The organism is Ruegeria atlantica, from assembly GCF_001458195.1.
GTDB classification, from domain to species: domain Bacteria; phylum Pseudomonadota; class Alphaproteobacteria; order Rhodobacterales; family Rhodobacteraceae; genus Ruegeria; species Ruegeria atlantica.
The window spans coordinates 1-26431 of record NZ_CYPU01000023.1 but is presented as its reverse complement, the minus strand read 5'-3'; the positions used below and the strand labels follow the sequence as shown (position 1 = coordinate 26431).

20 protein-coding genes and 3 pseudogenes are annotated in these 26431 nt (G+C 53.7%); 14 read left to right on the top strand and 9 right to left on the bottom strand.

Annotated features, from left to right (window positions below; all coding sequences use genetic code 11):
• Nucleotides 1-48 precede the first annotated feature (48 nt).
• From RUA4292_RS06825 to RUA4292_RS06790, 8 genes are all read left to right on the top strand, one after another.
• Entirely contained in the window at nt 49-1077 is a 1029-nt protein-coding gene (locus RUA4292_RS06825; RefSeq protein WP_058277106.1) for a quaternary amine ABC transporter ATP-binding protein, read from the top strand.
• Nucleotides 1077-3059 (top strand): ABC transporter permease, encoded by a 1983-nt coding sequence (locus RUA4292_RS06820; protein WP_058277105.1) that lies wholly within the window; start codon nt 1077-1079, stop codon nt 3057-3059. The genes RUA4292_RS06825 and RUA4292_RS06820 overlap by 1 nt, the downstream gene beginning before the upstream one ends.
• A gap of 1 nt (nt 3060) precedes the next feature.
• Complete coding sequence (locus RUA4292_RS06815; protein ID WP_058276919.1) at nt 3061-3432, top strand: cupin domain-containing protein; 372 nt, start codon at nt 3061-3063, stop codon at nt 3430-3432.
• Entirely contained in the window at nt 3429-5828 is a 2400-nt protein-coding gene (locus RUA4292_RS06810; protein WP_058276918.1) for a trimethylamine N-oxide demethylase, read from the top strand. The genes RUA4292_RS06815 and RUA4292_RS06810 overlap by 4 nt, the downstream gene beginning before the upstream one ends.
• Before the next feature lie 54 nt (nt 5829-5882).
• Entirely contained in the window at nt 5883-6386 is a 504-nt protein-coding gene (locus tag RUA4292_RS06805) for a hypothetical protein (protein ID WP_058276917.1), read from the top strand.
• A gap of 311 nt (nt 6387-6697) precedes the next feature.
• A complete protein-coding gene (locus tag RUA4292_RS06795) occupies nt 6698-6979 on the top strand; it encodes a hypothetical protein (RefSeq protein WP_145974891.1) in 282 nt (93 codons plus the stop codon).
• A gap of 14 nt (nt 6980-6993) precedes the next feature.
• Nucleotides 6994-7155, top strand: coding sequence for a hypothetical protein (locus RUA4292_RS24735; protein ID WP_158506979.1), 162 nt, complete (start codon nt 6994-6996; stop codon nt 7153-7155).
• 405 nt (nt 7156-7560) lie between these two features.
• Nucleotides 7561-9213 (top strand): NAD-dependent malic enzyme, encoded by a 1653-nt coding sequence (locus tag RUA4292_RS06790; RefSeq protein ID WP_058277104.1) that lies wholly within the window; start codon nt 7561-7563, stop codon nt 9211-9213.
• Nucleotides 9214-9343: 130 nt separating this feature from the next.
• On the opposite strand, the gene RUA4292_RS06785 is transcribed toward RUA4292_RS06790, so the two are convergent.
• A complete protein-coding gene (locus RUA4292_RS06785) occupies nt 9344-10024 on the bottom strand; it encodes an IS6 family transposase (RefSeq protein ID WP_058276914.1) in 681 nt (226 codons plus the stop codon).
• 577 nt (nt 10025-10601) lie between these two features.
• Here RUA4292_RS06785 and RUA4292_RS24415 point away from each other — a divergent pair.
• Nucleotides 10602-10757: pseudogene (locus tag RUA4292_RS24415) on the top strand (IS5/IS1182 family transposase); the annotation flags it as partial.
• Nucleotides 10758-10788: 31 nt separating this feature from the next.
• Here RUA4292_RS24415 and RUA4292_RS06775 read toward each other — a convergent pair.
• Genes RUA4292_RS06775 through RUA4292_RS06765 form a run of 3 tightly spaced genes read right to left on the bottom strand, consistent with a single transcriptional unit; the run spans nt 10789 to nt 13273 of the window.
• Entirely contained in the window at nt 10789-11868 is a 1080-nt protein-coding gene (locus RUA4292_RS06775) for a helix-turn-helix domain-containing protein (protein WP_199519993.1), read from the bottom strand.
• 59 nt (nt 11869-11927) lie between these two features.
• Nucleotides 11928-12674, bottom strand: coding sequence for an anti-sigma factor (locus tag RUA4292_RS06770; RefSeq protein ID WP_058276912.1), 747 nt, complete (start codon nt 12672-12674; stop codon nt 11928-11930).
• Nucleotides 12671-13273: an RNA polymerase sigma factor gene (locus RUA4292_RS06765; protein ID WP_233493375.1), complete on the bottom strand. Its 603-nt coding sequence runs from the start codon at nt 13271-13273 to the stop codon at nt 12671-12673. The genes RUA4292_RS06770 and RUA4292_RS06765 overlap by 4 nt, the downstream gene beginning before the upstream one ends.
• Nucleotides 13274-13291: 18 nt before the next feature.
• On the opposite strand from RUA4292_RS06765, the gene RUA4292_RS06760 reads away from it, so the two are divergent.
• The 3 genes from RUA4292_RS06760 to RUA4292_RS06750 all read left to right on the top strand — a co-directional run bounded on the left by RUA4292_RS06760 (nt 13292) and on the right by RUA4292_RS06750 (nt 17588).
• The gene (locus tag RUA4292_RS06760; protein ID WP_145974890.1) at nt 13292-14236 is read left to right on the top strand and encodes a c-type cytochrome; all 945 of its coding nucleotides are present in this window, start codon (nt 13292-13294) and stop codon (nt 14234-14236) included.
• Between the two features lie 85 nt (nt 14237-14321).
• A complete protein-coding gene (locus RUA4292_RS06755) occupies nt 14322-15338 on the top strand; it encodes an Ldh family oxidoreductase (RefSeq protein WP_058276911.1) in 1017 nt (338 codons plus the stop codon).
• Between the two features lie 81 nt (nt 15339-15419).
• A complete protein-coding gene (locus tag RUA4292_RS06750) occupies nt 15420-17588 on the top strand; it encodes a Tex family protein (protein ID WP_082637030.1) in 2169 nt (722 codons plus the stop codon).
• 625 nt (nt 17589-18213) lie between these two features.
• On the opposite strand, the gene RUA4292_RS06745 is transcribed toward RUA4292_RS06750, so the two are convergent.
• The 5 genes and pseudogenes from RUA4292_RS06745 to RUA4292_RS06730 form a co-directional block, all read right to left on the bottom strand.
• The gene (locus RUA4292_RS06745; protein WP_199519992.1) at nt 18214-19233 is read right to left on the bottom strand and encodes a DUF1214 domain-containing protein; all 1020 of its coding nucleotides are present in this window, start codon (nt 19231-19233) and stop codon (nt 18214-18216) included.
• A complete protein-coding gene (locus RUA4292_RS25630; RefSeq protein WP_370737414.1) occupies nt 19155-19565 on the bottom strand; it encodes a DUF1254 domain-containing protein in 411 nt (136 codons plus the stop codon). Before RUA4292_RS25630 ends, RUA4292_RS06745 begins: the two co-directional genes overlap by 79 nt.
• A 1101-nt stretch (nt 19566-20666) precedes the next feature.
• Nucleotides 20667-21022: pseudogene (locus tag RUA4292_RS25205) on the bottom strand (DDE-type integrase/transposase/recombinase); the annotation flags it as partial.
• 252 nt (nt 21023-21274) lie between these two features.
• The gene (locus RUA4292_RS06735; protein WP_058276909.1) at nt 21275-22342 is read right to left on the bottom strand and encodes a ParB/RepB/Spo0J family partition protein; all 1068 of its coding nucleotides are present in this window, start codon (nt 22340-22342) and stop codon (nt 21275-21277) included.
• On the bottom strand, nt 22335-23720 hold the full coding sequence (locus RUA4292_RS06730) for an AAA family ATPase (RefSeq protein ID WP_082637029.1): 1386 nt from the start codon (nt 23718-23720) through the stop codon (nt 22335-22337). The genes RUA4292_RS06735 and RUA4292_RS06730 overlap by 8 nt, the downstream gene beginning before the upstream one ends.
• Nucleotides 23721-24299: 579 nt before the next feature.
• Here RUA4292_RS06730 and RUA4292_RS06725 point away from each other — a divergent pair.
• Nucleotides 24300-25559, top strand: a complete 1260-nt coding sequence (locus RUA4292_RS06725; protein WP_058276908.1) for a replication initiation protein — start codon at nt 24300-24302, stop codon at nt 25557-25559.
• 255 nt (nt 25560-25814) lie between these two features.
• Nucleotides 25815-26431 (top strand): annotated as a pseudogene (locus RUA4292_RS23930) (IS5 family transposase); the annotation flags it as partial.

The following is a 26431-nucleotide window of genomic DNA, read 5'->3' as shown; positions in this document are numbered from 1 at the left end:
AACATCTCAGCGATGCAAGGCCGCGCTCAACACGAAAGAAAGGCAGCCATGTCCGCCTCAGCGCCTGTCATCTCAGCCAAAAACGTCTGGAAACTGTTTGGGCCCTCGCCAGAGAGCTATCTGAAATCTCTGGCCGCTGGCCGCAGTTTCGATGAGATCCGCGCGGATGGGTACATCGCCGGTGTTAAGGACGTCTCGATTGAGGTCGCTCGTGGCGAGATGCTGGTCATTATGGGCCTGTCAGGATCAGGCAAGTCCACGCTAGTGCGGTGTTTTTCACGCCTACACGATATTACAGGCGGAACGATTGAAGTTGACGGTCAGGACATCATGAGCCTGACTGAACGCGAGCTGATTGAGCTGCGCCGCAACAAGATGGGGATGGTGTTCCAATCCTTCGGTCTGTTGCCACATCGCACGGTATTGGACAACGTCGCCTTCCCGTTGGAAATGCGCGGACAAGATCGCTACGACCGGCGCGAACGCGCGCTGGAGGTCATCAAGTTGGTGGGCCTTGAAGGTCGGGAAGAATATTTCCCGCGTGAACTCAGCGGCGGTCAACAGCAAAGGGTCGGCATCGCCCGATCACTGGCGATTGAGCCGGATATCTGGTTTCTGGATGAGCCCTTCTCGGCGCTAGATCCATTGATCCGCCGTGAAATGCAGGATGAATTCCTCCGTCTGCAAGAAATGCTGGGCAAAACCATCGTCTTCATCACGCATGACTTCGATGAGGCGCTGCGCCTGGCCGACCGGATTGCCATAATGCGCAACGGCGCGGTCGAACAGTGTGACACCCCCGACCAGATCGTGATGAACCCTGCCACCGAATATGTGGCCAAATTTACCGAAGATGTCGACAAGGCCCGGGTCGTACATGCGAAGGGGCTTGCAAAGCCCGTGAATGGTCATGCTTTGGAAGGCGCGCCGATCAATGGCGGCTCGACTATTCACGAATTGGCGCGGGTACTGGTAAATGACAAGCGCATCCTGTTGCCGGTCGCGAATGACAAAGGCGTTGTCACCGGGGTTCTGGAACGTGACACCGCGTTGAATGTTCTGCTTGGGGCGGAATGATGGCGACACTGTCCACCGACATATCGGACACAAGGGACGGCCCGTGGGGGCAAACCAAAGTCCTAACCGCGCTGCTGGTCACCGCTCTTGCACTGATCCTGGCTAAGGCAATTGGCATTCTGCCCGAGTGGCTGAATCGCATTCCTGAGGCTGCAATCCCGCCAACGGCACAGGTTTTGGACGCGATTTTCAACTTCATCCAAAATGACCTCGGTTTGATCTATGTCACCCGCTTTATTGCAGAAGGCCCGCTAGAGTTTCTGCTGGATACCTCGGCCAACCTATTGGAGGGCAAGCGTCGCTGGCCCTATCTGGGCCCGATCCCATGGTCCGCGATTGCCGCTGTGGCAGCCGTCGTCGGCTATGCCGTTGGTGGATGGCGGTTGGCTGCCTTGGGCGCGGGCACCTTCATCTGGACCGCGGCAATCGGACAGTGGAAAATCGCCATGCAGACGATGTCCGTCATCGTGGTTGCGGCACCATTGGCTTTCTTGCTGGGTCTGGTACTAGGCATCGCGGCCTGGAAATACGGCTGGTTCGAGCGGTTGCTGAAACCCATCCTGTCCGTACTGCAAACCCTGCCCTTCTTTACGTATCTCCTGCCAGCAGTGATCTTCTTTAAGGTCGGACCGACAGCTGGGGCCGTCGCAACAATTACCTTTGCCATCCCACCGATGATCCTGATGACCACTCTGGGTCTGAAAAAGGTCAGCCCGGAAGTGATCGAAGCAGGCCAGATGTCTGGCTGCACACGCTGGCAGATGTTGCGCCACGTCTACGTTCCAGCCGCGCGCACCGAGGTTCTGGTCGGCGTCAATCAGGTGATCATGCTGTGTCTTGCGATGGTTGTTCTGACGGCTTTTATCGGAATGCCCGGTCTTGGCGCGAAACTGCTGGCGATGATGGGTAGTTTCAAACTGGGCCGTTCTTTCGAGATTGGCGTAACCATCGTCCTTCTGGCTGTCACGTTGGATCGGATGTCAAAGGCTTGGGTCGTCAAGCAGCCGGTGCACTTCGAACGCGGGACACCGTGGTGGAAACGGCACCAGATTTCGCTGGTCGCGCTGGGTCTGTTTGTTGGGTTTACTCTGCTGGCACAGGCGTTCCCAATCCTTGCTGAAGTTGGTCGCAAGCAGCATCTCAGCCAGGGCAAGGAAATCGACGTGGTGATCAAGTCGTTCCTGGCCATAGACGCGATCAAGGGCACAACCGAATGGCTGCGCTGGTTCCTAAATGTCAAGGTTTTGATCCCGTTCCGGAATACGCTACTTGCCATTCCGACTCCTGCTTTTATCCTGCTGGTTGTGTCCTTTGCGTATTGGGTCGGTGGCCGAAAGCCCGGCATCTACGCCGCGATCTTCTTTACGATTGTCGCCTTTTCGGGCTGGTGGGATCGGTCGGTCATCACGCTTTATACTGTGATTTCAGCAGTCGCGCTGGCGACTATGATCGGAATCCCCTTGGGCGTTGTTGCAGCCCGGTCCAACCGCTGGTCCAAGAGCATCCTGCTGGCCTGCGACACCGCGCAAACCTTCCCAAGCTTCATCTACCTGATCCCCGCGATCATGCTGTTTGGGGTCAATGATGTGGCAGTTGTGTTCTCAATCCTGATCTTCGCCGCCGTGCCGCTGATCCGGTACACGATTATTGGCCTCAGTAATGTACCGCCGGAAATGACCGAGGCGGCAGACATGTCCGGCTCGACCCGTCGGCAAAAGCTGATGTCGGTGCAATTTCCGCTGGCACTGCCGACAATGGCGGTCGGGTTTAATCAGGCAATCATGTTCGCCTTCTTCATGGTTATCATTGCCGCTTTCATCGGCACGCAGGATCTGGGGCAGGAGCTGCAGCGAACACTGGCGGGCACCGAACTGGGCAAGAACTTTGTGCTGGGCCTGAACGTGTCCCTGATGGCGCTGACCTTTGACATGGCGATCAGCAGTTGGGCTGAAAAACGCAAAAAACGGTTGGGGCTTGATTGAGATGGCACAGTATCAAATCCCACGCACCGTTACCCGTTTCGACGATCCCGGATTTGTCCGGATGCGTATGGAAGGCCGACCCGACGAGCAAGTCTGGTGGAAGAATGTCAGCTTTGATGAGGGAACCGGGCAAGGCAGTTATCTGATGAAGATGGCAGCGGGCACGCGTTCAAGCCCGCATATCCACCATGGGCCAGAAGAGTTCTTCATCCTCGAAGGCGATCTGACAGATCACGATGGATTTTGCTATCGCAGCGGCGACTTTGTCAGTCTTGCTTCTGGGTCCAGCCACTATTCGCGAACCGAGGCGGGATGCCTATTGGTTGTCACCCACCGCGGTGCAACCGAGATCATTCAGGAAGATGCACTATGAATGTGAAGCCGGTATTCGAAGTTCCGTTCGAACGCAGCGGAGTTCTGGCCCCCGGCCTTCCGATCCTGCCACATGGAACGGAACGCCACCCGGTCCCCGGAATGGGGTCGCGCGCTGTTCCGGTTTCCAAAGGTGATACGATAACCTTGTTGGACCGCGACGGGATGCAACAGGCCGAGATGGTCTTCTTTGCCCCTGACCGAAGTTCTGATGCGGCCATGCTGGGTGCTTTGGGACATGGACGTCCGGAGGGATTGATTGCGACGCTGGCCAATGGATCGCCGTCTGGCAAGAAAGTGCTGCGCGCTCTGGAAGTTGCCGGATTTGACATCGGAAAAGGTGACGCGATCCGGGCGTTTACCGACGGGTCGCGCCCCGGTGACATGGTGCATTTCGTCGCCGAATGTGAGGGCCTTCTGATCGTGGCTGCACCCGGCAAGGCGATGCGCCCCGAAGATAACAACCCTCCCACGGATATCATCCTGTACATTCAGCGCTCTGCACCCGGTTTGGAAAAACCCGATGTGGGACCACCCGAACCGCTGGCCGATCCGCTCAGGGACTTCAATATTCAGCCGGGCAATGCCCACTCGTACGAGGTCAGGGCCGGTGAGTTCATTCAGATTGTCGATGTTCGCGGGCGTGAGTGCTCGGATTTTCAGGCCTTCAGCCGACGGGCACTGGATCAGGGGATCGAACGCGAGATTGATCCCACAACAACGCGTAGCCTGATGGGCAGCTTGTATCCGAAACCGGGGATTTTTTCGAAGTATTGGTCAGTTGATCAGGAACCGCTGATAGAGATCGTTCAGGATACGTGCGGACGCCATGACACGTTTGGCCTTGCCTGTACGGCGCGGTATTATGAAGATCTCGGTTACCCCGGCCACGTGAATTGCTCGGACAATATCAATAAAGACTTGGATCAGTATGGCATCAAACCACGTGGTGGTTGGCCTGCAATCAACTTCTTTTTCAACACGATGCTGGACGACACCAACGCCATTGGCATGGACGACCCCTGGTCGCGCCCCGGTGACTTCGTCTTGTTGCGCGCGCTGACCGATCTGGTCTGCGTCAGCACCGGCTGTCCCTGCGACATTGATCCAGCAAATGGCTGGAATCCAACCGATATTCAGGTGCGAACCTACAAGGCGACCGAGGATTTCAAAAGATCCTACGGCTATAGAAAATCTGCGGAGGCGGATGTGGAAGAAACCAAGAAAACTGCATTTCACGACTGCTTTGCACGGCACACCCGTGATTTCGTCGAATATAACGGCTATTGGCTGCCCAACACGATGACCAATCACGGCGCGATTGCCGAATACTGGGCCTGCCGCGACAAGGTGGCGGTTATGGACCTCAGCCCCTTGCGGAAATACGAAGTTGTCGGACCCGACGCAGAAGAGCTGATGCAGCTTTGCGTAACCCGCAACATGAAAAAGCTGAGCGTTGGTCAGGTCGTCTATACGGCTATGTGCTATGAGCACGGCGGCATGATCGACGACGGCACCGTCTATCGTTTGGGTGAGACGAATTTCCGCTGGATCGGCGGGAATGATACCAGCGGATTGTGGCTGCAGGAACAGGCCCTCAAACGCAATATGAATGTCTGGGTGCGCAATTCGACTGATCAATTGCACAACATTGCGGTTCAAGGGCGGTACAGTCGCGACATCCTTTCCAAGATCTTTTGGACACCGCCTCAGCAACCGACGATCGAAGAACTGCCATGGTTCCGGCTTACCGTGGCTCGGGTTGGTGATGTGCAGGGGACATCTGTCGTAATTTCTCGGACCGGGTATTCAGGTGAGCTGGGATATGAAATCTTCTGCCATCCCAAAGATGCCGTCGAGATCTTTGATCGCGTCTGGGAGGTTGGCCAGGAATATGGCATAGCTCCGCTTGGACTTGCGGCACTGGATATGGTGCGGATCGAAGGTGGCTTGATCTTTGCCGGATCCGAATTCGACGATCAAACCGATCCCTTCGAGGCTGGCATCGGCTTCACCGTTCCACTGAAGTCAAAGCCCGACGATTTTATCGGGCGGGCAGCGATTGAAGAACGCAAGACCCATCCTCATCGCAAACTGGTCGGTTTCGAGATTGAGGGCGGCACGGTCCCCTCGCCCGGCGACTGTGTGCGTTTAGGAAAGGCGCAGGTTGGAGAGATTACCAGCGCGATGAAATCACCCGTTCTGGGCAAGGTTATTGCGTTAGGCCGGGTTTCGGTCACTCATGCCGTCGTCGGAGCTGACATTGAAATCGGGCAACTGGACGGCCAACAAAAGCGTCTGAAAGCCAAAATAGTGCCTTTCCCTCATTTTGACCCGACAAAGGAACGCGTAAAGGCCAACTATTCAATTGTTGATGTTCCTGATGCAGCAGAATGACGAGTCCTTAACAAACCCGTTGGTCACAAAGAGTCTCCCGTCAGGGTGCATCGTATGCGTTTGATTGCCGTGCTGAAACTGCGCGACAGCAAAAGTTTTGTCTGCCCCGCTCCAGCATCCGATATCGAACCTCGCAATAGCGTCTCGTTGTGTTTTTGGCTTTCACTTTTAACGGTTATACTCGTTCATCCGACCATTGGACTGGCTACCGAATGCGCACGAATGTCTGCACTTGAGAGCTATAATGACACCGGGGTTGCGCCATTTGGGTCGGTATGTCTGGCATTCGATGGTTTAGGTAATTCCCGCGGCGTTTCGTGCTATTGGGAATTTCAGTTTAGAAGCGATGAGGCCGCAAGCTACTTTGACGACACATGGGCTGAAATAACCCATTGTCGAGACGGTACTCCTGCTCCAAACGATCCGCATGTCAATCATCCCGACAGCTATAAACTTAGAGAATTGGACGCCGGAATCCGTGTCTATCGGGTTGCCATTAAAGACAAGAGCCAAGAGAAGCGCACACTGGTTTTCTTGAGCATCGAGAACTACAACTGAGACGACTGTTTGACGTCAGTTCCATTGGGATCGTTGAAAACTGCGTTTGCTACAACCAACTTGAATGTGAAAAGGGTTCTGTCCGGCGTCAGAAGCCGTGATCTTTAATGACTTTGTTGCAAGCTTTTTACCCTCTCACTGAGGCGAGGCCATCGTGTAAAAGGTGTTACGGATATAGACGAAAGCTAGCCGCGGAAATCCATGAAGAGCATCATTGAGCAAGATCATCCTTTCATGAAACGGCTCACCATCTCTATTGGTATCGTACAACCGAAGCTCTTCAGCATTTGTTGGTAGCCTTGAGGCTCGCAATGTTGGCACCGTTTTGTCGATCACAATCTTCTTCGGCAACGCATTGGTCTCCAACATTTGTCTCCCTCGGTCTGATGATTTTTGCTGGCCAGTTCTCAGCCCTTCTTCCTGTGCCTCATCGCTATGTTTTTATTGCCGGCGTCTTTGGTTTCACTCTGACGGCAAAAGTTCAGGCGTGGACTTGGGCTGGCCTGGCTTATGATCCAAACGGCCTGTCAGAAGGGGCAGCGCAGTTGCAGTGCTGGGATTTGGTGAGAACAAAATTATTCCACCCTGGTTGACCTGGCTCTGTATAGTGTTTGGTGTTGAACAGACCATCGAAACCATCTCGAATTTCGGGCATTCCGGGTTCATTGCACCGGGTGGAACAATGAATGTCTATCTTGGTGTTTTGCTCGGATTTATCTGGGTGGGCGGGGTCATTAGCTGGTCAATGCAACGGTTGGAAAAAGCCTAAAGGTTAGCATCTTCCGTGCGAATTGATTGTGGGTGTCCGTCGTTCCACAGTATCGAGTGCGGGCACAATGGAAGCGGCAGACCGATTAACATTTTCGTATTTGGGACACGGCTCTTTTGACTATCCCTGGCTCCAGAGACTGGCAGTACTCCGAACTGCTTGCGACCTATCTGTTGGATGAGATTCCCAGCCAAAGTCCGCTTCGGGGAATCTGCACAGCAGCGTGAGCAACTGAGACGAATGGCGACTTTGGGCCGCGAATTATTCGCGCACGCCATCACGCGAGTGTGTTGGCCCAATGCGGAAAAGTTCCAGTCGCAAGCTCGTTGCATTTGTTGTCGTATAATGCTGACCTTGCCGGATAGATGCGTGCAACCTTTGCGTGCCGATCCGAAAGGGCATCCAATGGCCGATACTGATCCTGCAAATTTGCACTATGTGACAAACCCGCTCCTGAACAAAGGTACTGCCTTTTCTCTGCACGAACGAGAAAAGCTTGGATTGCTGGGTCTTCTTCCGCCACACATCGAAACGCTCGAAACGCAGGTTGACCATGTCTATGCCGCCTTTGAACGTGAGGAGACGCCGCTGGATAAGCATGTCTATCTGCGTGGCCTGCAGGATGACAACGAGGTTCTGTTTTACGCTCTATTGGTGCGACATCTAACCGAGATGATGCCGACAATTTACACACCCGTTGTGGGTGACGCCTGCAAGAGGTTCAGTGAGATCTACGATCACCCGCGCGGATTAATCATTTCGTACCCCGAGCGTGACCGGATCGATGACATGCTTGAGAATGCCGTCCTGCCCTCTGTCGAGGCCATAGTCGTCACCGATGGTGAGCGGATTTTGGGTTTGGGCGATCAAGGCGCGGGCGGCATGGGAATTCCGATCGGAAAGCTCTCGCTTTATACCGCTGCGGGCGGAATAAGCCCGTCTGTAACGCTCCCGGTGGTACTGGACATCGGCACCAACAATAAAGAACGGCTGGAAGATCCCCTCTATATCGGATGGCGGAATGAACGCGTCAGCGGGGATGAGTACTTTGACTTTGTCGATCTTTTTGTACAGGCGGTAAAGCGCAAGTGGCCGGATGTTTTGCTGCAATTCGAGGATTTTGCACAGCAACATGCGGCACCCCTGCTTGCGCGGTATCGTGATCAGCTCTGTACATTCAATGATGATATTCAGGGCACCGCAGCGGTAACGGCGGGCAGTTTGCTGGCTGCCTCGAATGTCACTGGCATAACGCTAAAGGACGCTACCATCGCGTTTCTTGGAGCGGGATCAGCGGGAGTGGGTATCGCCGAGCAACTTGTTCAACTCATGGTCCGCCAAGGATTACCCGAGGCCGAGGCGCGTGACCGCATCTACATGGTGGACCGGAATGGGTTGTTAACCGATGCGATGAAAGACCTCCTGCCGTTCCAAACGCAAATCGTCCAACCCCTCACCAAAGTGGAGAGTTGGTCCGATGGTAATATTTCACTGCTGGACGTGATTAACCAGGCCAAACCCAACATATTGGTTGGTGTCAGCGGTCAGGCAGGCTTGTTCTCTGAAGAGATCATTCGGGCGATGGCGGCTCACACAGAACATCCTGTCGTATTGCCGCTGTCGAACCCGACATCGCGAATTGAGGCTGTGCCTGCGGATATTATCCGCTGGTCAGATGGTCATGCATTGGTTGCCACCGGAAGCCCGTTTGATCCTGTTGTCTACAACGGCAAAACGCATCATGTCGCGCAGTGCAACAACTCCTACATTTTCCCCGGTATGGGGTTGGGCGTGCTGGCGTCAGGCGCGCGCCGCGTCACGGACGGAATGTTCATGGCCGCCGCCGAGGCGCTCGCCACGGTGTCACCTGCGAAGTCCGATCGCACAGCCAGCTTGCTGCCCGATGTGGGGGACATTCGCGAGGTCAGCAAGGCTATCGCATTTGCCGTTGGTCAACAGGCGCAGTTGGATGGGGTTGCGCCTAAATCCACGGGGAATGACTTGAAAGCGGTAATAGATGCGAAGTTCTGGACCCCGCATTATGAGAAGCTTGCCTAAAGCAGATCAGGCTGGAGTGACCGGAAGGTCTCACATTGCGAATTCAGAACCCACCGCGTCCAAATAGAGAATGAATCGGTTCCGTTGCAAAGTTTGCGGTTGTCCGGAAACCCGCTTTTGTGCCGATGGGTTAGGCCGCCAGTTCTGCAAACTGTAGAAATGGACAGAGTCCGGGCATGAGTTGACCTTTGCGGATCATGTGCGCCACTTCGATTCCGTCGAGGGTTGCCGCCGCTGATGAAAACGCCTTGAACGCTAGCATTGGCCGGATGCGTCTCTTGATGAAACGATGGTCCTGTTCCACGATGTTGTTCAGGTATTTCCGCCTCACCATCTCAATCGGGATCGGGCAACCAAAGCCCTTCAGCATCTTGTTTATGGCCTTGATGCCAGCCGTGTAAGCTCCGCTTTTGTCGATGACAATTTTCCGTGGCAAACCATTGACCTCCAGCATCCGAGCGAAGAAGTTTGTCGCGGCAGGCTTGTTTCGACGTGGTGATAACATGAAATCAAGCGTCTTGCCGTATTTATCGACGGCCCGATAGAGATAGACCCACATACCCTTCACCTTGATGTATGTCTCATCCATTCTCCAGGAGCGATCACATGGCCCTTTCCTGCGGCGCGCTACATCAGCAATTTCGCCTGAGTATCGTGTCACCCAACGGTTCAGTGTCGTATGATCAACCGATACGCCGCGTTCTGCCATGATTTCTTCCAGATCCCGGTATGACACTCCGTATCGAACATAGAAGAACACGGCGAACAAGATAACATCCTTCGGATACTGAGCACCTTTGAAAGAGATCATGAATTGGCTTTCGACTTAATTTTACCGGCAGCCATTCACTCGCAATCTCCATAAGCGTCAATCACAAAAGTTTGCAACAGATCCATTGCTTCCTCCTTACAATAACGCCGCTTTGCCCTGGCGGCGACCAATTTGTGCCGTACTACCGTATCCTGCGAACACAAGATGATCGAGATCTTAGACCGGTCATGAGCTTGATTTTCCTGGGGAATTGCACTGATCAAGGGGATTCCTGACTGCATATGCGCCATGTAAATTTGACCATCCGCAGGTCACGCTCTCAAGCTGGCCGGTCAACGTGACCAATCAGGTGTTGTTCTTCCCAGAACAGCCCTGGGCGGATACACCAGAACACCTATTTTGTAGCATTTCACCCGGCGCCAAACAAATGCGGGCAGGTCAACTCGGTAATATTGACGGAAAGGCACATAAGAGTGGCTAGGTTCTGGTCCCATGAATTTAGTTGCCGCCATTTCGTCTACGTAGTTCAAGCCCCATAGTTCCAAAGGTGTACCATGAGCAATCTATTCCGGTTGGCCAACGAGCAGATAGCGCGCCTTCGACCTAATTTTTTAAAAAGTCCTGTATCCGGGGTCGAAAATCACACGACAAGCCTGTCCGATATGACAAGCGGCGTTCCAAACGCCGAAACCGCATCCAGTTTATGTTCGGACACCGGACGAGTTGGCGGCGCGTCGCAACACGGTACGACGGTTTACCAAAGGTCTTCCTGCCGCCCGGGCATTTCGCAGGCTGTTCAAAGATTACAGTGCAGCAGTCCAGACCCGGTAACGCCCCTGCCCCGTTACCTCTCGGATCAAACCGCGCCCCATAAAACGGTCGATATTGCGTTGCACCGCAGCGCGCGAAGCCTGCGTCAGGTCCTCGGCAAGCGGCGCCGACACCATGGGCCATGCGGTCAGCGCGTCGATCAGGCGCGGTGGCGTGCGACCGCTCAGGTCACTTGTCGCCTCGCGGGCACGCTGATCCCAGGCGCTGACCCGATCCAGGTGCAACAAGGCCGCCAAAATCGACTGCCCTGCCCCTCTGATCCACGCCGAGAGTTTCTCCTGCGGCTCGCCAACCCCGCGCAACGCCCCCGGTCCTGACAGCGCCAGCGGCATGAAGATCGCCCCACCCCGCCCCATCGAAGCAGCATGTCGAGCTGCAATAATTGCTGCCTCAGTGTCCTGACCTACGCCTTCTGACAGGACGCGCCAGGCATGAAACCCGATTGCGGCCTGCGTGACGGGATGCAAGCCTTCTGCTTTCTGCATAATCTCAGCCAAATCGGCGATGGCCTCTGGCATGTCTTCGATGCCCTGTGACATGCGATCAAGGAATGCGGTCAGGCCAGTGGCCCAGCCGTCCTCTGCCGGGCCAGCCCCCGCCGTCAGACGGCGCACGGCCCAGCCTGCCCGGAACATCGCCTGGACATCATCGCCGGTTGCGCCAATCCGTAATCCGACCCACAATGCAAGCCGGTCGACACCGATCCTATCCCCTGTCCACCAACCCAGATCAGACACATCCATCAGCGCCAGCCGGTGTCCCCACCCTGTCGGCCCTGCGCGCAAACGTTCGTCCAACGCCCCAAACGTGGCCGCCAGTTCCGCCAGTTCATAAGACAGCTCGGCCTGCGCCGCGCGCCAATCCCTTGGGTCAAACAGAAGGCGGCGATCGACCGCCGGACCGGGGGGCAGAAATACGTCCTGTGCCATACCTTCATCGGGAGGGAGGAACCAAAGATCGTCTTCCTCAGCCGGGTCGGTGTCATAGATGCTGGGAGGACCGATCGCGTCGTCGTCCTCATCCGGGTCCGGCATCACAGGTTTCATCGTCATGCCCACTATATTTCGGACATTTCGTGCGGTTCACAAGACGTATTCCGCCCTGCCCCCGGTCAACCGGCGAATGTTGTGGTCAGAATGTTCAGTTGCTGGTCAAGATCGGTCTGCTCGCTGCTGCCGATTAGCATATAGCCATATCCATCCTGCGCCCATGTCGCAGTGGCAACACCACTTATCGCCGCAAGTTTGACATCCTTTGCCGGCGCACCTTCACCCTGGCGGATCACGCAGAAGGCCAGCGGCTGGCCCTGATCATCCGCAAAAACCACCTGGATCAAAGGTTTTCCCTTGAAGGACAGTACCTGAGCGCGCTTCAATTCCAGCCCGGGCAGCGTCTCAAGTGTGTCCCGGTTAAGCGACCGGCCCAACTGTGCCTCAGCCCGCGCAAATTGCGCATCCAGCGCAACCGGAGAACTGTCCAACGATTCAATCGTGTCCGGCGAATAAAGCGACTGATAGATTGCTGCCTGTTCGGCCCAACCCATTGGCTCTGGGCGTGTCGCCCAGAAAGTTGCGGACACGGCCACGACAGCAACTGACGCGGCAACTGCCATCAAGCGCCAGAGACCGCCTGATGCGTCTGCCGTACTGACCTGCATTGGCTGCGGCAATTCAAGCTGCGGCGCATCCGCAGGAATGTTTTCGAACACTGATTGCACCACAGGTGCCAGCGGGTCCAGTGTCATCAGGCGTTGTTCCAGCGCAAGATCGGTTTCGATCGCCGCTTCGATTGCGGCGGCCTCGGCCGCATCCGCATTGCCCTCCAGATACGCCCTCAGCGTCTCGTCGGAAAACTTCATTTGCCACTCCGTCGAACGGTGTCTGCCGCATCATGCTGCATCACGTTTTTCAGTTTCTGCCGGGCGTTGGACAACCGGCTCATGATAGTGCCTATTGGCACCTCCAGCAACGCGGCGGCTTCGCGGTAGCTGTATCCTTCAACAAACACAAGCATGACTGTCTCCCGCTGCGCTTCTGGCAACTCCATTACTTGTGTAAACACCTCAGCGGCGAAAATATTCGTTTCTGAATCCGGTCCGGTCGCAACCAATTCGGCCTCGGGCGTTACGGACAGCGCCTGGGCCTTACGCACCGAGCGTGCGCGCACCTCATTCAGCCAGATCGAGCGGCAGATCGTCATCAGCCAACTGTCCAGCCGATCATACGACGTAACCTGATGATGACGCTCCAACGCACGCAGACACGTCGATTGCAATAAATCATCGGCAACATCCGACGCCCCCGATAGTGCAAGACCAAACCGCCAGACCCGTTTGGAATGCGTCTGGATTGCGCCGCGCACGGCCTGTTCGGAGGAAATATCGGGACTCATCGAATAAATCTCGACCTGTGTGTGTTTGCTTTTCACGGACTGGGCCCGCGGGGCCAGGACTGACATAACCCGAGGAGGAAAGAAATGAAACTTCTGTTGAAGGCAGTCACAATCGCGTCGGCGATTGTTGCAACCCCTGTTTTGTCCCAAACTTGGACGTTGGCCCCCGAAGGCTCGCATCTGGCCTATGGGTCGATCAAAAAAGACACCGTGGGTGAGGTAAACTCTTTCACAGGTCTCTCCGGTCAGGTTGGACCCGACGGGAAAGCCGATATTGAAATTGACCTGTCATCGGTGGAAACCAATATCGACATTCGCAACGAACGAATGGTTGATTACGTGTTCCGCAAAGCTGGCAGCGCATCGCTGACGGCGCAGTTCGACATGGCAGACGTAAAGGCCCTGAGCGTTGGCGAAACCACGATTGTCGATGTCGATGCGATGCTTTCGCTGGCAGGCACAGATGTAGCGTTTGATGCCGAGATGTTTGTGGCGCGCCTGTCTGAAACATCAGTCATGGTTTCAACAAATGACATGGTGTTCATCAGTACAGAAGATGCAGGCGTCGATGCTGGTGTGGAAAAGTTGATGGAATTGGCCGACCTGTCCGGCATCACCCGGACCGTACCCATTACAGCGCGTCTGATATTCAACCTGGATGAAAAGAAAGCCCAAGCGGAACCTTCCGCCATCGCCGTAACTGCTGTGGTTGTTATCGAAGGTGACGTCAAAGCAGGTAAGAAGGTGTTCCGCAAATGCAGCGCTTGCCACAAGTTGGAGGAAAACCGCCATACGGTGGGCCCATCGCTTCACCGCATTATCGGCGCTACGGCGGGTCAGGCTGACGGATTTAAGTTCTCGGAACCTCTAAAGGGGTCGGGTATCGTCTGGACAACTGACACCCTGACCGCCTTTCTAGCGGATCCCAAAGGCACAGTTCCGGGCAACAAGATGCAGTTTCGCGGCCTGAAAAAGGAATCTGATATCGTGAATGTGATCGCCTATTTGCAAGCCGAAGCACAGGGTTAAACCTGAACCAATCCAATAAAGCGGGTTCCCTTTACACGCACCGCCGCGCTATCCCTTGCCTGACCTCAGACAAGGGAGACGCGGCATGAGCGACACGGTCAAACTGACACTGGACGAGATCCGGAACCTCAGCCTGTCCATCCTGATCAAGTCGGGGTTTGGCCCGGAACACGCGGCCGCCATTGCCAATGTATTGACGACCTGCCAGGTCGACGATTGCCAATCTCATGGGTTGTTCCGCCTGTTCATGTGCAATGACACCATGAAAACCGGCAAGATTGACGGGCATGTGGCCCCGGCTGTTGCGCCTTCGGATAATGCCATTGTTCGTGTCGATGCGCGCGGAGGCATGTCTTTGCTGGCTTTTCGCGAAGCATTGCCTGTGCTGATCGAAAAGACCCGCACCCACGGCATCGCTGCAATGGCAATCAACCGCTGTTTTCACTTCTCGGCCCTTTGGCCCGAAGTGGAAAGCCTGTCTTCAGAAGGTCTGGCCGCGATGGCGATGGTGCCCAGCCACAGCTGGGTCGCACCGGCTGGGGGCACTCGTGGCAGTCTGGGTACGAACCCGCTGGCTTTCAGCTGGCCGCGTCAGGGCAAAGACCCATTCACGTTTGATTTTGCCACCAGCGCCTTTGCCCGTGGTGAGATTGAGCTTTATCACAGGGCGGGTAAGCCCCTGCCCGAAGGTGTGGCGATAGACAAGGACGGCAATCCGACCACCGATCCGCAAACTGCGATGGAGGGGGCGATGCTGACCTTCGGCAGCTACAAGGGGTCTGCACTGTCAATCATGATCGAGCTGTTGGCCGGTCCGTTGATCGACGACCTGACCAGCCTGGAAAGCATGGAGTTTGCCGAGGGCCAAGGCGGCGCGCCCTATCACGGCGAGATCATTCTGGCTTTTGACCCCGCCCAGTTCAGCGGTGGTCGTGCCGCAGCAAATGATGAGCGCGCCGAACGCTTGTTTGCCGACATCGTCGATCAGGGTGCGCGCCTGCCGTCGCAAAGACGTTTCGCTGCTCGCGCACGCAACACCGCCCGTGGACACGTTGAGATCGCGAAAACCCTGTACGAAGATTTGCTGGTTTTGGCCGAATAGGTGTAAGGCCCGCGATCTTCTCTTTCCCTTAGCGGTGCGGCTGGCTAAGAAGTTCCTCCCAATTGAATTCAGGAGGCCCCCTTGGACCGCATCGCCCGCACCATCGCCACCGAAATCAACGCCCGCGCCGAACAGGTCGGTGCAGCGGTAAAATTGCTGGACGAAGGGGCCACGGTTCCATTCGTGGCGCGTTACCGCAAAGAGGTGACTGGCGGGTTGGATGACACGCAACTTCGAACTTTGTCGGACCGTTTGACCTATCTGCGCGAACTAGAGGCGCGGCGCGCAACCATCCTGAGTTCAATCAAGGATCAGGACAAGTTGACTGACGAGTTGGCGAAATCCATCGCGCAGGCAGACACCAAAGCCCAACTGGAAGACATCTACCTGCCCTATAAACCCAAGCGCCGCACCAAGGCGATGATTGCGCGCGAAAACGGGCTGGAACCGCTTGCCGATGCAATCCTATCGAACCGTTCCGCAGATCCCGAAGGGCTGGCAAAGGGTTACATTAGTGAAGCGGTTCCCACGACAAAGGACGCATTGAATGGCGCTCGGGACATAATCACTGAACGGTTGACTGAAAACGCCGCCCTTCTGGGTGAATTGCGAAATTTCATGCAACGAGAGGCCTTGCTGACCTCGAAAGTGATCGACGGTAAACAGCAAGAAGGTGCCAAGTTCAGCGACTACTTCGATCATTCGGAGCTTTGGGCCAAGACCCCATCGCACCGCGCCCTGGCAATGTTACGAGCGTCGAAAGAGGGGATCGTGACGCTGGACATCGCCCCCGAGCCCGAGGCTGGCGCCGCGCGAGCCGAAGCTATGGTGGCTGCTCATCTGCAGACACGCAGCGATGCACCCGGTGATAAATGGCTGCGGAAAGTTGCCGGCTGGACGTGGCGGGTAAAACTGTCCCTTTCGATGATGGTCGAGTTGATGGCCGATTTACGCAGCCGTGCACAAGACGAAGCAATTCATGTTTTTTCACGCAATCTCAAAGACTTATTGTTCTCCGCGCCTGCCGGCGCGCGGGCTACCTTGGGGTTGGACCCTGGAATCCGAACCGGCGTCAAAGCCGCAGTCGTTGATGCAACAGGCAAGGTGGTTGCGACGGAAACCTTGCACCCATTCCAACCCAAGAATGATTTGCGCGGATCGCAGGCGGCGATCCTGCGCTTGATCTCAACCCATAAGATCGACCTCATCGCTATCGGCAACGGTACAGCGAGCCGCGAGACCGAAAAGATGGTTGCTGACACGTTAAAACTGCTGCCGAAGGGCGTCAAAGCCCCAACCAAGGTTGTCGTTTCAGAAGCCGGAGCTTCGGTCTATTCGGCATCAGAATTGGCCGCGCGTGAATTTCCAGACCTGGATGTATCGCTGCGTGGCGCTGTTTCGATTGCCCGCCGCTTGCAGGATCCGCTGGCGGAACTGGTAAAAATCGAACCAAAATCCATTGGCGTCGGTCAATACCAGCACGACGTTGATCAACATCGCCTGTCACAATCGCTGGCTTCCGTAATCGAAGACGTTGTGAATGCTGTGGGTGTGGATCTGAATACGGCCTCTGCCCCCCTACTCTCACACGTTTCTGGTCTTGGACCCGGCCTTGCGGAGGCTATTGTTATGCATCGTGATCTCAACGGCGCGTTCCAATCCCGCAAGGAGTTGCTGCGCGTCGCGCGTCTTGGGCCGCGCGCCTATGAGCAGTGCGCAGGTTTTTTGCGGATACGGGATGGCGTGGAACCCTTGGACGCGTCCTCGGTGCATCCAGAAGCGTACAAACTTGCGAAACGGATCGTATCTGCCTGTGGTCGTGATATTCGCCAAATCATGGGGCATGACGGTGCCTTGAAAGGGCTGCGCGTAGAACAGTTCGTGAATGAAGATTTTGGCCTTCCGACTGTGCAAGACATTTTCTCAGAGCTGGAAAAGCCAGGTCGTGATCCCCGCCCTAGTTTCGTGACCGCTTCGTTTACTGATGGGGTCGAAGAGATTACCGATCTGAAACCTGGAATGGTGCTGGAAGGGACAGTCACCAATGTGGCCGCGTTTGGCGCTTTCGTCGACGTGGGCGTGCATCAGGACGGTTTGGTCCATGTCAGTCAGCTTGCGGACAGGTTTGTCAAAGACCCGCATGAGGTGGTGAAAACGGGCCAGGTAGTCAAAGTCACCGTGGTCGAGGTTGACGTGCAACGCAAACGTATTGCTCTGACCATGCGAAGGGATGGCGGAGCAGAACGCTAGGACTCCATAGCATACTTTTGACCATTGACCTTTGCGGCATTAGTTCCTGCTTGGCGACCGGTGTTAACCAGTTGAAGGTTGGTCCTTGATTGCTTTCATAGGTGCGCAGTATCAAAAAGAGGTGAACCCGTTCGCAATGTGTTTTTTTGTTCGATACGGTGTCTCCTATCGAGCCGGTGAATGTATCGTCGTCGTTGAACATAGTAGTATATCTATTCAGTATGGCGTTCTCAGTGTTGGTATAGCCGTCCTCACGACATACAGTGATTTAAAAAAGCCGCCTTCGAGCATTGGTGGTCGTGCATAGGTTGCCGTCGAACAATTGTTCGGCTCAGAGACGTATTCCTTACTAAAGTACGATAGATACTGATCGTTCTCAGGTGGCAGCAATCCCCAGGTCATTGTGGTGCCAAGAATATGCTTTTGCTCATCAACCTCCCCCGTGGGCACTGCATCCCATCAAGCTAACCAAGCACCGAGCCTTCTTTGAGCAGTTCGGTACGAAGAGCCAGTAACTCATCCAAATCTTAATCCGGAATGACAGGATCGTTCTGACTTCCAGTCTCTGTAACAAGCTGTTGCTGCGGTTTCCAGGCATTCTCAATATCAGACGGGTCGTTGGCATCTATCTGGATGTGGACAACAATGAGGGCAAAATCGGTTTCGGATTTGATCTCGTGGGTGCCCGGTTCCAAAAGAACCTGATCGATATAGTGATCATTTGTACAACCATGGCCGAGAGATAGCGATCTCTAGCATCCCGCAAAGTGATTGTCCCACCATTGCTGACGTCGGCGACGTAGGCTGAGCGAACGGTGTCACAGTTCATCCGATCAACCGCTTGCTCATCAAACGCAACCAAGCCATCGGGATGGTAGCAAACATTGTATTCACCAGCAATTTTGGCGGCATCAGAAAAACTCAGACCGGCTTCCGCAACCTTGTAGTTGTCGAGGGTGACGGGCATTTGTCCGCCAATGCAAGCGCCGGAAAATACAGTGCTGCAAATTGCTGACAAGGCAAATAGTTTTAAATGCATGATCATATATTGCTTCTCCACAACAGTTTCTATGACTGCTCCGGCGACAGGCAAATAGGCGCGCAGAAGAACGTAAATCGGCGTCCTGGTCGGGATGCCGTTTTGGCCGCTGCCATCCGGGCTGTGCGTCACGGTGTGGGTTTCGTCTTCGTTGGTTCCAGACAAAAAGGTCGTCCGATCGTACCCGTTTTGATCATTGGGTATCAAAAGCTTGTCGTCGGACCCGTAGACCGTAATCGAACGATATCCGTCGTCATGCACTATTCCTGCCGGAACCGTTACTTTGTGCGTGCCCTCTCCATTGAACAGTTCACCTTGGATGTCCGTGAAGAGCGCATTGTAACCAACGGCGTCAGGTGGCGTGCCCAACTGCCTTTGCTGGACCCCGGCAGCGAGCGACAACTCCCCAACGTCTCCATATCTCTTGCCAAAAGAAACACTCGGTCTGCCGCCATTCAACACAATCGCATAGATAATTTCCAAAGCTTGCCATTCAATTTCGGACGAGAACCTTTGAACATTGCGAATCATGTTCCCCTTACCGCCGTCCATTGTGATGGATTTGCCAAGGCCCGGTACTTCGCCGAGGTTTTCGTAGACCGACATACAGGTAAACACGAGGCCCTGATCCGTTTCGAGGTTGACGATGTGGCCATATGAGCCCTTGGGAACGGGTTGCCCGGACGTGTGATCAGAATAGGCAGGTCGGGATTCACAATGACCGCAGTGGTGTTGTGGTTCAAATCAAAGATCGAAATAGAGAAGAACCTGTCATAGGTCGGCGCGTGAATGATAGCTGGGCCATCAGACACGCTGAACCAGTTGTAGCCATAATTCACTGTTGCCTGTGGTGCAATCACAGTGTCATCGGTGGGATCAAAAAGACTTGTAAACTGGAGCCTTCCCTTTTCGTTGTTTTCCAACCAGAGATTCACCATTTGGGTTTGTTCTTGGCTTGGATACTCCCGGATTTGGTTTTCGATTGTGTCCTGCGCGCTGGCTTTGGGTGCATCTCAGAGTATTACTAATGAAACGACGATTGTGAATTTCCGAAACGTTTTTCTACACTTAGTCCGTTGGAAGAGAATACGACAGTTACTCAGTCCGTTTTTACATTCGCCTATGAATTTTTAGGGGGAACTTACCCTAGCGATCACAATTGTTTTCCAGTTGAAAGGTTGCCAATCTTGCGCCAGTCGAGTACGCCCCAAAATGACCTGCTCTTGAAGGGTTCGCTGCCTGCCTATAGCTGAACCTGGATCCGCCCAATACGCGACGATCTGTAGGACATACTACAACTTTTATGGCGAAATTAGTTGCCCAAGAATGGGCATTCAAATTTGCCAAAGTATTAATTAAAAATCATGGCCCAATAGTTCAATCTAAGCGAGCGAAAGTATAGGGGTTCAATGTACTAGTTCGTTCAATATACGGTACAATCGAGATGGGCTCAGACCACAATTTTGCCGCCTGCGGCGCGAATATCGGCTCCTAGATCGCGAACGACTGCGCGGTAAAGTCACGTCCACTGGCCGAGCATTTTGACATGGGTTTCACCCATGCGTCAGGAAGCCGAGCAGGCTTTCTTTCGCTTGTGCGCTTCGAAATCGACCAAACGGGGCGAGTTTAACCACCCAAATGCGGAGCGTCGCATGATCAACGGTGACGCCGCTCTCGGTTAGGATCTCCTCCAAATCTCGAGAGGAAACTGCGTATCACAAGAAGAAATACACGACATACAAAACGACACCCCTAGGACAGTCGCGGCATTTCGAAGAGATCATGCTGAAGCACGCCAGAGAACAATCGTTAGATCCTGCGTGATATTCAATCCAGACAAGAAAATGTGCCAATGAGGCTTTGTTGCAAAGTTCTGAACGTGCACAGTTGTTCTTGAGATAACACCGAAGTTAGACAGCTCCCTCGGCGGGCTGCCGAAACGGACAGAGCCCAGACATGAGTTGGCCTTGGCGGATTTCATGCGCAACTTCGATCCCGTTTAGCGTCGCCGGTGCAGGGAAAAACTTGCCCCCCACCATCCGGGTGACTAATTTTGTCGCGGCCGGTTTGTTTCGACGTCGTGAAAGCATGAATTCTAGGGTCTAGCCGTATTAGACGTGTGCCTGATAGGGGTAAACCCACGCACCTTTAACTTTGATGTAGGTTGTGCTCATTTTCCAAGAACGGTCACATGGCGCTATGCGGCGACGGGCTGCCTCAGCGATGCACCAGAATACCGTGTTACCCATCGTTTCAGCGCGGTGCAGTCCACCGAAACACCGCGCTCGGCCATGATTTCTTCCAGATCTCGATAGCAGACACCGTATCTAACATGGAAACACACTGCCAACGGGATCACTGCTTTTGGATACTGCGCACCTATGAAAGCAATCATGGATCAACCTTCAACTGGGTAACGCCGGTCGCCGCGCAGGTACTTATGCCACAAAGGTCAATGGTCAAAATTTGCTACTGTGTCACCGTAGTCCCAAATATATTTATATTACGCAGAACTAATTCATTTAGTGATCATTATGCTCACTTTATGCTTACTACAACGAGAATCCGGCGGTCGCATGAATTTTTCAATGTTGGCCCTGAATCTGAAAAGAGAAAAACAAGCGTTTTTCCCGGTTTCGGCACGAAACTAACCCAAGTGGCGTGCAATCTGTTCTATTAGTTCCTGAGCATCTTCCTCTGACACTCCCGGCGACCGTACCCTAATACGAACTTCGTCTGGTGACAGCTCGGCCTGTAGTGTCCCTCCTCCAGCCAACTTAATCGGCGTTAATGGTTTCACTAGCTGCGGGCGTCCCCCACGAGCCTTCTTGGCCTTGGGTGAACGAGAAGAATTCATTGCGCTTTCGAGAACATCCCATTCGGATTTTGGGTCAATAACCTCAGCTTCTGCAAGAGCCTGGCGAAGTTTGCTTTGGGCACCCTCTCTCAGCGCCGCCGCGAGTTTCAAACCCGCTTTTTCCGAAATTGCCACAGGATGCATCAGTAGGTCGCCGAGCGCTTCGTGGACCATGGCAAAGCTGCGAACCTTCGATCTCTTGGCTTTGGAGGCAGTCGCAAATAGTACTTCTACCGCGGCCTCAGTCGACTCGAATATCCCCTGCCCAACAGCCAGAACTGCGATACGTCCACGCTCGTATGGGCTTAGGTTAGAGCGTAGCTCATTTTCCTCGACCATCGATACGTAAACCCCCTGCCCCGATCCGGCGCCTCTCACGAAGGCAGGAATGGTTGCAAACAGATTATCAGTTTTGGACAATCGTCTAAACGCGTCTAAGCGCCTGAACCCCGAAATTAGACCAAAGCTCTCGCCTTCACGCGTCACTTCAATAGGTGTACGCAGCCCATTTGTTTTCAAAGATTCCAAGAGTTCCGCCATAGCCTCTTCGTCTTCGACCATCCGATCTCGACGAATATATTCGGCATCAATCAACTCTATCGGCAGCATTTCAGCCACCAAACCAGCATCCTTTGCGTTTCGCCACCTTGCTGCGTCGCTTTGATCCTTGGCCAATTCGACACGATCTGTGACAGTTGTCATCCCACTTAAGGAAGCAGCTTCAGCTGCAACTTGCGCGATCGGAGGTGTAGACGTTGTACCTTCAAACGGATTCAAAGAAGGTTTCGCCGCGAAACCCGCCTCCAACTCTTCCAACTCCGCTGTGTTTGGAACAGCAAGCCTTCTACGTTTAGCCATTATTTTCACCTCTCAACTGGGCATCTCGCCACCAGCAACCTATTAGAACTTCTTTGAATTCCGCGTAGGTACGATCAAAAGTTTCACGCCCACGGACATAGGTTTCACGGTTAAAATCTCGGTAGTCAGCCTCATAAATCCCGTTAACCTGTTCACCCGCCTGCCCGACCAAAGCGGTGAAATCCTGTCGGTATGCGTTCATGAAGTCGCCAAAGTACGCCTGGATCACGTTCGCCATATCTGTCTGTTGACTGGCATCAAATCGGGTAATGATTGCCCGAACGACATCCCATTCGAATTTCAACTCAGGCAATCCGGCTGCTCGTTGGGCGGTGTTTTCCCCATCTTCAATACTTGCGAATGTCGTATAGAGCATGTCAAAGAACCGGCCGGTTGAATCGAACTCCAGGAACGAAGCTCCAAGCGGCACCAAAAGGATGTCAGCCGCAGCCAGTGCGTTGATAGTTAGGTACCCAAGTGCAGGAGGAGTATCAATGAAGACGACGTCGTAATCGTTGAGAACACCCTCATTCTCGAGGAAATTGGTGAGGCCATCCCACAATGTCCAACTTCTTAATCCCATACGCCACACCGGAATCTGGAACTCTGCCCAATACAAATTCAGTTGGGCACCAATAAGGTCAATATTGGGCCAATGGGTTTTCTGAATAACATCGGTTGGGGTTGTATTTAGCGCCTCTTGCAGTGTTTCGTCCAAAGGGATTTCGGCCTGCCCGCCAACCTGTCTGACGCGGTTCTCTTCTTGAACGGCCCTTGCGTAATCTTTGGCTATCAGCGGAAATACCGTTTGCCATTCGTCCGCAACTGTTCCGCCAAGAATTGACGTCATCGATCCCTGGCTATCCAAATCGATTACAAGAACTTTGTACCCATCCAATGCTGCAGACATAGCGAGGTGAGCCGCAGTTGAAGTTTTGCCAACGCCGCCTTTGAAGTTCGCCACTGATACGACTTTGGCTGGCAGGCCGTCTGGTCGGTATGGCAAGTATTCCTTGGTACTGACACCTTCCGCAGCAAAGTGCTTTCTAAGTGTCAGAACCTCTTCAAGAGTAAACCACTTTGACCCTGCTTCTCCCTCTCCTTGTGGTAGCTCAGTATTTGATTTGAGAACACGTCTTAGGTGAGCTGGCGCTACGGGAATTAAGTATTTGGTGATCTCCCAGATAGAGAAACGACGTAACCGTTTTTCACCGTCGGGTGCGTAGCCTCTCCGGGCTAAATCCTCGCGTCCTTTTGCACAGAAAGTGGCTGCTTTAGCGAATCGTGAAGTTCCAATAGGATCAGGTAACTTTGCCGCTGCTTTTTCCGGATCGAGATTGAGATAAGGGGGCAGGGGAGGTTGGTTGGTCTTATTCACTGTCGGTACCTCAGGTAATGTTCGCCTTGGCGGCGTATATAGCGCAATGTAGCGAACATTTAGATGAGAGGCTATCCTTCCTCTTCGTTTTTTCCACTGAAGTTGTAGTTCCTACTAGGTTTCGCCACGAAACTTAAATAATCAATAAAGCAGAACGCAACAAATCGTTTAGTTATTTTGTATAATTTGGAATCTTTAGGGTAGAAAAACGTATTTATTACAACAGATTACATATTGATGAGTAACCATTTACAGGGTCAAGGGGACCCCCATACGGGATTTTGAGTACCCAAGTACAGGACGTCTGGCACCAAGATACGGTTAGAAGGGTCCCGATTCTCAGGGCGCTAGTATTTTCCCCAAAAAAGGCTCTAAATTGGGGTTCAGGGCACGAGATTTTTGCATGTTTTTTGCTTCGTGCGAATCTTTCCTATGCGTTTCTGTGGATAACTTTCGGGCTTACGTCGAAAGGTACCCATCCACGGGATTGGCGTCATCCTGTATTTAGGCACCCAAAATAGATTGCAACTTAGGTACCTATCATGCAAATAATGAGCAAACGAGCAGCCAGGCAGAATCATGCCGGATACACAAGTTAACATGGACAACCTCTCAGGCGCGCTGCGTCGGGAGACAGTTAAGAAAAACGTCGCCGCGATTCACATCAGCGGGAAGTTGACGCTGTTGCAACGCAAGTTGTCGAATGTTTTGTTGTTGAATGCATATGACGCGCTGACGTCCGCCCCGACCCATACAGTTGACGCCCGGACGTTGGCGATGATGGTTGGATATAACTCAAACGACTTTGACACGTTGCGAGCTAGCTTGCGCGCTCTGGCTGAAACGGTAGCTGAATGGGATATGTTGGATGAGCAGGGACGCCAGGAATGGGGTGTTTCATCTTTGCTGAGTTTTGCAAAGTTGAAGAATGGAATCTGTGAATATGCATATTCACCAGCATTGGCGCAGAAACTCTATGATCCGAAGATCTACGCGTTAATAAATGTCCAGATTCAGAGGAATTTTAGTTCGGGACACGGTTTAGCGCTTTATGAAAATTGCTATCGATTTGTCCGGACAGGATCGACGGGTTGGTGGGCGTTGGAAGTCTTCAGAAAGCTCATGGGGGTCGACGGAAGCGATTACTATGGCAGCTTCAAGCACCTAAATGCCAAGATCATTAAACCAGCTGTCGCCGAAGTTAACAAAAGCTCTGATATTCTCATTGAGCCTGAATTCCAAAAGAAAGGCCGCACAGTTACAGATATCCGGTTCCTGATAAAGGGTAACCCGCAGAAAGCGATGTTTGAGATTGATGATGAAGATGGCGTTCGCAATCTGACAATCTACAAGACGCTGCGCCAGCAAGGTGTGTCCGACAGGTTGGCGCGACAATGGATTTCTGAACATGGCGAAGACTATGTTCGGGAGAAGCTCGAATATGCCAAGGGCAGGGATGGAGTTAAATCGACTCTTGGTTTTCTGTCCGCTGCCTTGCGGGACAACTATCAAGCGCCAGAAAGTAAGACGTCGGCAGTGCCAGACCCATCAGTGGGTGAAGTTGCACAGCGCAGGACTTCCGAACAAGAGCAACAGGACAAGGAATACGAAACAAGGACTGCAGAGCGAACCGAACGTGCGCGGCGGTTGGCAATTGTTGAGGACCTGGTTTCGCGGCGAAACCCAACACAACGCGATGCGGATAAGAGGCTCTTTCTGTCCGGCCTTGATAGTGATCTCGACCGAGAACATTTCAGAGCTCATGGATGGCGATCAGGGTTGAACGCCACAAAGATTTTCGAATTCTGGGAAGAGCTCGAACCAGAGGTATTCACATGAGCGTTTGTCCAAAAGCTTGCACTAATGCTATTGCCATTTAACGCAGATTAAAAGGATTTACCAAGTGCGTTGTGGTGCGCATTACGCTCTTTTTTTGAGCATTGATCCTGATTTCTGTTGGAGCGGTATGAGTATTGGTTTTAACCCTTGGCGTCCTGTCCTTGACGCGCTGAAGGCTTTGTAGGCTCAGGACCTATTAATCTGATTGAGGTTGTCGGTTCGGCGTGATTCAAGCTCCCAAACTGCGGGGGTTATATGAGCAATCTTTACTGGCTGAACGAAGATCAAATGGCACGGCTTCGGCCCTGTTTTCCGAAGAGCCACGGTGTGCCACGCGTCGATGATAGGCGGGTATTGAGTGGTATTATCTTTATTAATCGCAACGGCTTACGTTGGTTCGACGCACCAAAGGAGTATGGTCCACCTAAGACGCTTTATAATCGTTGGAAGCGGTGGAGCGATATGGGTGTGTTTGCCCGAATTATGGAGGGCCTTGCCGCTGAAGCCCCTGACCATAAAACGATTTCAATCGATGCGACTTACCTCAAGGCCCACCGGACAGCTTCCAGCTTGTCGGTCAAAAAGGGGGGCGCAGACGCCTGATCGGGCGTACCAAAGGCGGCATGAACACAAAGTTGCATGCAGTGGCTGACACGGTTGGGCGGCCCATTCGGTTCTTCATGACCGCCGGTCAAGTAAGCGACTACACTGGGGCGAGAGCTCTTGTCAGTAGCCTGCCAGCAGCCGACTGGCTGCTTGGGGATCGTGGCTATGATGCGGATTGGTTCCGTGAAGCCCTTGTAGATATGGGAATAACGCCTTGCATCCCCGGGCGAAAGTCACGCAGCAAGGCCGTCAAATATGACAAACGC